Annotated in this window: 8 protein-coding genes and 1 pseudogene; 3 read left to right on the forward strand and 6 right to left on the reverse strand. The window is 54.1% G+C overall.

Annotated features, from left to right (window positions below; all coding sequences use genetic code 11):
* Positions 1–109: 109 nt before the first annotated feature.
* From CFR80_RS15485 to CFR80_RS15495, 3 genes are all read right to left on the reverse strand, one after another.
* Positions 110–906, reverse strand: a protein-coding gene (locus tag CFR80_RS15485; RefSeq protein WP_220032750.1) for an IS5 family transposase whose coding sequence is annotated in 2 segments (ribosomal slippage) — positions 110–567 and positions 567–906 — 798 coding nt in all. Because the reading frame shifts where the segments join, the coding sequence is not laid out codon by codon here.
* Positions 907–1,108: 202 nt separating this feature from the next.
* Positions 1,109–2,011, reverse strand: a complete 903-nt coding sequence (locus CFR80_RS15490) for a sulfite exporter TauE/SafE family protein (RefSeq protein ID WP_258367864.1) — start codon at positions 2,009–2,011, stop codon at positions 1,109–1,111.
* Positions 2,012–2,312: 301 nt separating this feature from the next.
* Positions 2,313–3,713, reverse strand: a complete 1,401-nt coding sequence (locus tag CFR80_RS15495; RefSeq protein WP_110507659.1) for a sensor histidine kinase — start codon at positions 3,711–3,713, stop codon at positions 2,313–2,315.
* A 452-nt stretch (positions 3,714–4,165) separates the two neighbouring features.
* Here CFR80_RS15495 and CFR80_RS15500 point away from each other — a divergent pair, with 452 nt between their 5' ends.
* Entirely contained in the window at positions 4,166–4,852 is a 687-nt protein-coding gene (locus CFR80_RS15500) for a response regulator transcription factor (protein ID WP_010517733.1), read from the forward strand.
* Positions 4,853–5,187: 335 nt separating this feature from the next.
* Positions 5,188–6,267 (forward strand): IS5 family transposase, encoded by a 1,080-nt coding sequence (locus tag CFR80_RS15505; protein ID WP_010516652.1) that lies wholly within the window; start codon positions 5,188–5,190, stop codon positions 6,265–6,267.
* A 292-nt stretch (positions 6,268–6,559) separates the two neighbouring features.
* Here CFR80_RS15505 and CFR80_RS15510 read toward each other — a convergent pair whose 3' ends face one another.
* The 3 genes from CFR80_RS15510 to CFR80_RS15520 form a co-directional block, all read right to left on the reverse strand.
* A complete protein-coding gene (locus tag CFR80_RS15510) occupies positions 6,560–7,267 on the reverse strand; it encodes a VIT1/CCC1 transporter family protein (protein WP_010516654.1) in 708 nt (235 codons plus the stop codon).
* Positions 7,257–7,826, reverse strand: coding sequence for a cytochrome b (locus CFR80_RS15515; RefSeq protein ID WP_232275990.1), 570 nt, complete (start codon positions 7,824–7,826; stop codon positions 7,257–7,259). Before CFR80_RS15515 ends, CFR80_RS15510 begins: the two co-directional genes overlap by 11 nt.
* A gap of 311 nt (positions 7,827–8,137) precedes the next feature.
* Entirely contained in the window at positions 8,138–8,620 is a 483-nt protein-coding gene (locus tag CFR80_RS15520; protein WP_029329749.1) for a hypothetical protein, read from the reverse strand.
* Between the two features lie 492 nt (positions 8,621–9,112).
* On the opposite strand from CFR80_RS15520, the pseudogene CFR80_RS15525 reads away from it, so the two are divergent.
* A pseudogene (locus CFR80_RS15525) lies at positions 9,113–9,272 on the forward strand (IS5/IS1182 family transposase); the annotation flags it as partial.

Below are 9,272 nucleotides of genomic sequence, written 5' to 3' on the forward strand. Positions count from 1 at the left end.
GGCCATTCTTGATCGCATCCTACGACCACCTATCGGGCAATGCCCGCACTGTGGAAACCTTCTACTCCAGACCTCGCAACATATTCTGCCAAAGTAGTGCTAGGGCCTGTTAGGGCTTGATCCAGTCTACTGCGGCAGCGATGTGGATGACCGCGAGGAACGACGTTGCTGTTTTTTCGTATCTGGTTGCAACAGCACGCCACTCCTTGAGACGGGCCCAGAGGTTCTCGACCAGGTGCCGACACCGATAGACCCATCTGGGGCAGGCAACCGGCGCATCGCGTCGTTTTGCGGGAATGGCCGGTCGGGCTCCCATGTCCCAGATACGTTCACGGAAGGCGTCCGAGGCATAGCCCTTGTCCGCCACCACCCACAAAGGAATGGCGGGAAGGCTATCGAGCATATCTGGAGCCAGCGGCAGTTCATGGGCCTGGCCGGGCGCCAGGGCAAAACCAACAGCCTTTCCATGCCCGTCTGCTATCACGCAGACTTTCGTGCCATAGCCGCCGCGAGAGCGGCCAAGTGCTTCACGATGGTCCCGCTCTTCGAAAGAGGCCCCTTTTTTTGGGCTCCCGCCGCCTTATGGTGAGCCCTGATGTTCGTACCATCCAGAAAAGTCATTCCGAACGCCACTCCCTGTTGTTCCTGAACCAGTTCGAGCAGGCGTTCCCATACGCCGAGTTTCGCCCAGCGGATGAAAAGCTGCGCCGCCCGCCACCACGGCCCCAGTTCAGCGGGGATGCTCCGCCATTTCGCGCCATTCTCATGGCGCCAGAAAATTGCTGCTATCGTACGCCGCAGATCATGGGGCGGCGTCTTGCCCCTTGGGCGAACCGCCTCAATCAGAGGTTCCCAGATCGCCCATGTCTCGTCCGTAAAGGTGCCTGTTCTGTCTCCTTCTTCCATCCCTACAATATGGGAAGAAATTCAAGATCTAACAGGCCCTAGAACGAGCAGGGCAGTAGTCATACTAGCGCTCTGTACGAATCTCGTACCGGCGGGAAACATGCGACCAATCATCAGGAAATCCTTTTTTAAGAACGCATCGCATGGTGCATGCGGTCAGGCCATGGAAACGGAAAGTGCTAAAGTAAACAGTTGATCTACTTCATGAAGGGGTTGCTGGGCGGCTATTCGTGCGGCTACTTCCCCAGACCCGAACGGCCTGTATTCCAGTGCGTGGCGAAACATGCAGGACGAAGCCATGGGGTTGGAAGAGGTCGGGGGAAGTAGCCGACGGGAGACGCACGCGATGGCTCAATTCCAGTTCGTCACCATTTTCCCACTCCACTGCGAATGTATGTTGTTGCCATGACAGGGATGCTGTGACCTCTTCGGCTGCGTGGGCAAAATGTAATGTGACGTCCTCCTGTCGCGCGATCTGGCCGCCGGCGGCGATTACCATCATGACGCCCGCGACGACCATGGCGGCATGACCGATATGATGGAACAGACGGTCATGCAGGTATGGCAACAGGTGCTTCATGAGGATTGAGGACAGGATTGCTGCCATCGCTACGGCGAGGCCCGCGACAGCAGCCCGGGCACTCAGCAAGCCAAATGCGGCGTAGAGAATGACCTTGAGCAGATGTAGCATGATTTCGTTGGCGGCGCGTGTTGCGACAATCTCTTCTTTCCGCAGACCAAGCCGGTAATAGAACCCATTGAAAACCAGACCGACCGCCCCGGTAAACCCGGAAATGAAACCGGCGGCAGCGCCCAGTACGTGTAATCGGGCAACATGGACTGGTTTCACAGCGACGTTGGGGGCGGGCTTACGGAAGAGAAGGGGAAGGTTCCCTAGCAGGAACAGGCCCAGAAGCAGCGACAGATAGACTGGATTCACACGACTCAAAGCCCAGACGCCGAGGGCGGCGAATGGTAATGCAGTAGGCGCGAAATGACGGACGATATCCCACCGGATCGCATTTCGGAATGAGACGATGCGTGCTGCTGAACTGGCGGCCGTGCCGATCGACAGGGTGGCGGGTACCTGGTTGCCGGGCAGCACCAGCCCCAACAGAGGGGCATCAGAATCAGCCCGGCACCACCACCGGACACGGCACTCAGGCCGAATGCAGCGGTTGATGCGACCAGTATCAGGAACCAGAGCAGCATTGGTCGTGTGACTCCAGATTTCGGTCCCTGGACGCCGGGAGCATGGCTGGCGCCTACGTCGCAAGGATACAGGTAGCGTTATTACATCTGACGAAAGCTCAAGGGAATGTCAGCTTACAATGTCCCAATCTTCCGACAGAACTCGTGTCAGCTTTTTCGGCTAGGAAATCTGCTCTTCGGTAAAGTCTGGCGGATTATTGAATCTTTATGGGTAGTTTAATGACGCATCTTAAGCCTGGGTTATTATCGTATAAAATGATTGAGCCAGCATGAAGCCGGACGATGGCTTTCACCATGCTGAGTCCAAGCCCATTACCATCGTGCGTACGACTTGTATCAAGACGGAAAAAGCGGTCGAATACCCGAAGCATAGCCTCGGCTGGAATGCCGGGGCCGTTATCGGCTATCTCTACGTGGATACTGTTATCTGATGACGTTAGGGTAGCGCTAACGGTAGTCTGGCCGGGTGTGTGGCGTATGGCATTCTCAATCAAGTTGGAAAATGCCTGTCGCAGAAGGACGGAATGACCGGTTATTGTGGGGCAGGCGGGAATGATTTCGGTTGCCAGATACTGTCCATGGTCGTCTATGACGGATCGATACGGCTCAAGAACTGATTTCAGCAGTTGGGCGGGATCAAGCAACTCCATCTCGTTCTTCCATGCTCCCGATTCAAGCTGCGCCAGTTTGAGTAGCGAGGAAAATATTTCCAATGCGGCATCCAGATCCTCGATTGCAAACTCGACCTGCTCATGCATGGTATCGGAAGGCGCGTGTGCCAGAATGGCACGTTCAAGATTCTGGCGCATGCGTGCTAGCGGAAGGCGCATGTCGTGCGCGATGTCATTGGAGACCTGTTTCAGGCTGGCAATCAGGGATTCATTCTGGTCGAGCATCGCGTTGAGGCTCTCCGAAAGGTGATCAAGCTCATCGTTCGTGCCTCGCAGGGGGATGCGGCGCGACATGTCACCCTGCATGATGCTGCGTGCCGTCAGGCTTATGGTCTCGATCCATTTCAGGATCAGACTGCTTAGAAAAAGGCCACCGGCAATGCCGATAAAGCCGAACCCTAAGATTTCCCACAGGATTGTTGTCCATAATGCATGCTGCAGGTGCGTCAGGGATGATGCGTCTATACCAACGAAGTAGTAGCCGCCGTCGTCAAGTATATAGCCTATTCCATAAACGATATTCCGGTTCGTTCCCCGGGGAAGGCGATGGGACCACGCCAGCCAGCGTTCGCCAGGCAGCGGTCGTAGATGCAGCATGTTGCCTGCGACAATAACCTGTCCTGGATCCTGAAGCAGATAATGGAAACCGGGTTCATGTTCTACCAGTCCTTGCACTACCGGCAGCAGATGACGGACATCCGCAACGCCAGCATCTGCAAATGTCTCATGACCCTCGTTCTCTACTTCCCGGCGGATCTGCTGGCGCAAGGTCGACTGGCTGTAAAGGCCTGACGTCACGGTCATGAACATGCCGCCCAATATAAAAAGGCTGGCAAACAGCGTGACGATACGAAATGATGTACTGGCGATGACGCGTCGTATCGCCATATTCTGGCGTCGGGATATCCTATACCAGAACATCATTGGATATATCCATTATATAGCTACATCCTTTCATGATATGGATGACCGGTCTAGATTCTTCCGCCCCTGATTTTGAGAGGGCGGATCGTCGCAGGCACGCCCTGAGACCTGAGTTTACCTGAATGGCCTCTCCGCATTAACCCCTAGCCTTGTCCGGGCTGGAAAGAATTTATCGCCTTTTCTATTTTTCGGACACCTATGTGAACGTAGTATCTGTTTCATATTGTATGATAGGAAACGTATATACATTATTATTTATAATAAATATTCTGATTAATATTGTCATTTTGGCTTCGGCTTCCATTTCTGATGGCGTGATCGATACATTAAAAAATGCCAATCATTGCCAGTCCGCCATCATGAATGGTGTCATGTAACAATGATCCTGATAACCTGATTGGGAAATCAGTCCCGCTGGGCGGGACGCAGAATTTGTCGATTGGCCCGCATTCATGATGCCGATAACACGTCCCCGCCTGCTTTTGGTTGAAGATGACCATGCAACCACGAATTACCTGCGACAGGGACTGGAGGAAAGTGGAATTGACGTGGTTTCTGTTGCGAATGGGTCTGATGGATCACAGTATGCTCTGTCGCAACCATGGGATATCATTATTCTGGACCGGATGCTACCTGGCCTGGATGGACTGACAATTCTCATGCGCATGCGCTCCCATGCCATCACGACGCCTGTGCTATTCCTGACGACGATGGATGGTGTGCCAAGCCGTGTCGCCGGTCTGCGGCATGGCGCGGATGATTATATGGTCAAGCCATTTGCGTTACGCGAGCTTGTCGCGCGCGTGCAGGTACTGCTTCGTCGATCATCCACCTTCCAGCATGCAACAATAATGAATGTGGCTGACGTTGAGCTCAACCTGCTGACGCTTGCGGTGACACGGAATGGCGAAAAGGTTCTTCTGCAGCCGCAGGAACTGAAATTACTGGAATATTTCATGAGAAATGCCGGCACAGTGCTTTCCCGACAAATGTTGCTGAAGGATGTCTGGCATATGGACTTCCCGGTTCGTACGAACATCGTCGAAACGCACATTTGCCGCTTGCGGGAAAAACTGGGACAGGATGGTCAACCCTTGATCCATACCGTCAGGGGCAGCGGTTATGTCATGAGAGCGTGAACCCTGGCGGCATAGGATGATCCTCCATGCATGGCCGGTTCAGTCATCTTGGATGATATGAGTAAGCAGGCAGGATGACCATGGCATGTGGGTAGCTGGCCATCAATGATGGCAGCGACAACGAAACGGAGACAACCACGCATACGATCCGGTTCCAGCAGGAAGAGCAGGGTATCCATGGTTGTCTTGCTCTGAATTGAAAATTAATTAAAGCTTATGACCGCTATCCATTTCCAGAATAGCATTATCTCATAGATGGAGGGTTCGAAAAACCCCTTGGCTCTGAATTGGTGGCTGTGATTCCATACCTTGTGTGATGATTGGGGGGATGGCTCATGAAGCAGCCGGGTTTCTTTGATGTTGACGAGCGGCTTGCCCGGTTAAGCGGGCTTGGCGATCAGTTGGAGGCATTTTCCCGGACTGTGGATTTTGAGGCGTTCCGCCCTGATCTGGAGAAGGCTCTGGCCTATTCAGACAGGAGCAAAGGCGGCCGTCCCCCGTTCGATCCGGTGCTGATGTTCAAGATCCTGGTCATCCAGACGCTGAACAATCTCTCCGACGAGCGAACGGAATATCTGATCAACGACCGCCTGTCCTTCATGCGTTTCCTCGGTCTGGGACTGTCGGACCGGGTGCCCGATGCCAAAACGGTCTGGCTGTTTCGCGAGCGTCTGACCGAGGCAGGCGCCATCCAGAAGCTGTTCGAGCGCTTTGACGCCACCCTGCGTAACGCTGGGTATCTGCCGATGTCCGGCCAGATCCTGGATGCCACGCTGGTGGCAGCGCCAAAGCAGCGCAATACCAAAGGGGAGAAAGCGGATCTCCGGGCGGGACGTATTCCAGAAGACTGGCAGGACAAGCCCGCAAAGATGTCGCACAAGGATCGTCATGCACGATGGACACTTAAGTTCACGAAGGCGAAGCGGCAGGACGATGGAACCATACCGTCGAGCGATCTCGCCATCCCGTTCTTTGGCTACAAATCCCACATCTCCATCGACCGGAAGTTTCGGTTCATCCGAAAATGGAAGACGACGGATGCCGCCGCCAGTGATGGTGCGCGATTGAGAGAGGGGCTGTTAGATAAAACCAATACGGCCTCAAGCGTTTGGGCTGATACAGCTTATCGCTCGAAAGCGAATGAGGACTTCATGGACAAAGAGGGTTTTGTCTCAAAGGTTCACAGAAAAAAGCCGCATCTCAAGCCTATGCCCCGACATATCCAGAAATCGAATGCTGGAAAGTCCGTGATCCGATCACGCGTCGAGCACGTCTTTGCCGACCAGAAATCACAGACGGGATTGTTCATCCGAACTGTCGGTATCACCCGGGCCACCATGAGGATCGGGCTGGCCAATATCGTCTACAACATGCGCCGCTTCCTCTTCCTCGAAAGGTTGAACGCGAGCGCGTAGTCATCCAGCGGGAGGGCAGTCCCCGATCTGCTCAAAACGCAGATCAAAAGCTACCCCAAAAACCGTAAATCAAATCGCCAAAACCCTGAAATCACGAGCCAGGCGCATCAACCAACGGTTCTTCGATCCCTCCAGATTTATTTCTGTAGGATTTCATATTATTTTCGTCGCGATATAAATAAAAGACAAGTCGTATACAAAATATTGAAACAACGGCTTTCGATAGAACGATAACAAGAATTATATTCATGACATCCTTCAATTCATTTAATATATGGCAATATTCAATACGTCATGTCTGTACTCCGAATATCCGGCCGATGGCAGCCGTCATGGCCATCGCTACGATGCCCCAGAATATGACCCGCATTGCCGGACGCCATGGTGATGCTCCACCTGCCCGCGCGCCCACTACTCCCAGCACTGCCAGGCCAATCAGGGATACGGCGGATACACTCCACGACACCACGCCGACTGGTGACAGCAGGGCCGCCAGCACGGGCAGTATGGCGCCGGAGGAGAACGCGCCCGCCGATGCAAAAGCTGCCTGTACCGGACGTGCCGCAGTGGCCTCGGAAATACCAAGTTCATCACGGGCATGGGCGCCCAGTGCATCATGTTTCATGAGCTGGAGGGCAACCTTGCGGGCCAGGATATCATCCAGTCCGCGCTGACGGTATATGCCAGCCAGTTCGCTTACTTCGGCGTCCCAGCTACTACCAAGCTCCTTTTTTTCGCGGGCGAGATCAGCCTTCTCTGAATCTGCCTGCGAACTGACGGACACATATTCCCCTGCGGCCATGGACATGGCCCCGGCAACCAGACTGGAAATGCCTGCCAGCAGGATGCTTCCCTGTGTCGCGTGGGCGCTGGCAACGCCAATGATCAGGCTGGATGTTGACAGAATGCCATCATTAGCCCCCAGGACAGCGGCCCGCAGCCAGCCCAGTCGGGATGTTGCGTGGATCTCCTTGGGGCGTGGCGGTGTTCTACTTTCCATATTCATCGGATACATCCCCTGTACCTAGCATTCTCTGAAAAACATCGTCCCTGAGAATAAAGTAATGAAAACACGCGGCCAGTGCATGGCCCGTGGCAAGCACAATGATCAGCCTGCCGTTCCACTGGTGCAGCCAGTGCAGCAGGCTGATGGTCGATGCTGAAAATTTGCCGAAAGGCGGCATGAACTGAATAGACAGGAAGCTCATGGCCTGTCCGTTGCCCCACCGCCACATATATCCGAGGAAGATTTCCAGAAAGACCAGTCCATACAGGCTATATTCCACGCTACGCGCCAGCACGGCATCAAGCCAGCGGTCAGCGGCGCGGATATGCCGCCCCCAACCCAGTCGCCACAGCAGGCGGGCGGGAAACAGAACGCTCAGTACCATGCCAGCCGTCAGGTGGGTGACCACCAGCTGATGATGTAGCGGGTTCTGGAACAGCCCCCATAAATTCGCGGTTGCGAACTGCAGCACGATAATGGCCGCGCAACCCCAGTGGAAAATGATCGTCGGTACGTCATAACGTGCTGGGGAAAGGCTGGATCTGTTGTTCATCCGGACGATCATATCGTTCAAACATGACGCGAACCTGAACGGACAGGCGACAACTGCCGCTGCAGGCCGGGATCCATCTACATGGTTATGTTGGTGGCAATGCCAAGGACACTGTTCCTACGTGGAGCGGTCCGTATCTCCACAGCAGGCAAAAGGGTTGTTCGATCATGTCAGGGCGACCAGTGGGGTCGACAATCTTTGGCTGCTATACCTGTGAGGAGCATGCGGTCCGTAACCTGGCAGAAGATGCGCACGCTACGGCGCGGCGCAGCAAACCGGATTACAAATGGTGGACCGATCGCGTCTGCGCATCACGGAATGGCTGGTTTTCCCTGTGCAATCCGGTTTGCCAGATCACTCCATAGGCGCGCTGTTGCGAGATTGATGTCCGCCTTTACTGAAAAAGGGGACTGGGTGCGTGAGAAAGGAGAAAGGGACATCCGTTCGCCGATAACGAAATGTCCCTGCGAAAACAGCATGACGGACAGCGATCCCTGCTGTCCCTGTCCCGTAGGTCGCATAACGGAAATGCGCATATGCGGCGGTGGAGTGGCGATGGCGTGGAAAGCGTGTAGTTCGGCGTCTCCCGACGGGCAGGCGATGCTCTCCAGCACTGCATCACGCAGGACGGAATGGGGATATCCGCCGTACATGCCGTCGACATGCAGGCGGATACCCTGTTCCACCGTCTCGCAAATACCATCTGTTTCTGTATCTGTTTCGGCGTGGGCTACACAGCCAGATATGCTGATCATCATCAGGATCGCCAATCCGTAATGCATTATCAATCTCATAATATGTGTCCGGCCTCCCGCCATCCGACCCTGTCCATGCCAGCATGTCGATGCTTTCTGTTCCTGTAACACGCAAACATGACGTGAACCTGAACAGGGGAAATCAGGTTACGGGGGATCGACTTGTGGCAGAAGACCAGCCACTACGAGGAGTGTAGGGCAGCCGATACTTTTAGGGAACAGTCTGCTATTCAGTATTCCCAGGCAGGGAGACGACCATGTTGTGCAGGTAACCGACGTGCGACGTCTGAACTGCTTCTCATAAAAGCTTCAGCAGAGATAAATTATTTTCCGCTATGTGTTTTCGTCTATGGAAAAAATAAGAACAGCCTTCAGGCGGATTTTTCACGAGAGAGTAAAGTAAAATTACGGGTACGACACAATATTATAATCCTCTTTTATTCGTATTGAGTATTTAAGAGCCCGATCCGAAAGTTTTTGAACAATACCAGTCTGTTGTGATTCATCCGTCTTTACGAAGAGATGGAGTGAATGATGACATGGACTGGTATTGCCCGACGTGAACATAGCCGGGAAGGACTGCGATATCCATCGGATATGATGGACGGGGAATGGGCTTTGATCGTGCCATTTGTGCCCCCTGCGAAACGGGGCGGTCGCCCTCGCACGACGGATATGCGCGAGGTGGTCA

The organism is Komagataeibacter oboediens, from assembly GCF_003207815.1.
GTDB classification, from domain to species: Bacteria; Pseudomonadota; Alphaproteobacteria; order Acetobacterales; family Acetobacteraceae; genus Komagataeibacter; species Komagataeibacter oboediens.

Coding starts and splice junctions, on each gene's coding strand:
- CFR80_RS15495 (WP_110507659.1), bottom strand. CDS start 3,713: ATGATGTTCTGGTATAGGATATCCCGACGCCAGAATATGGCGATACGA.
- CFR80_RS15500 (WP_010517733.1), top strand. CDS start 4,166: ATGATGCCGATAACACGTCCCCGCCTGCTTTTGGTTGAAGATGACCAT.
- CFR80_RS15505 (WP_010516652.1), top strand. CDS start 5,188: ATGAAGCAGCCGGGTTTCTTTGATGTTGACGAGCGGCTTGCCCGGTTA.
- CFR80_RS15510 (WP_010516654.1), bottom strand. CDS start 7,267: ATGGAAAGTAGAACACCGCCACGCCCCAAGGAGATCCACGCAACATCC.
- CFR80_RS15515 (WP_232275990.1), bottom strand. CDS start 7,826: ATGAACAACAGATCCAGCCTTTCCCCAGCACGTTATGACGTACCGACG.
- CFR80_RS15520 (WP_029329749.1), bottom strand. CDS start 8,620: ATGAGATTGATAATGCATTACGGATTGGCGATCCTGATGATGATCAGC.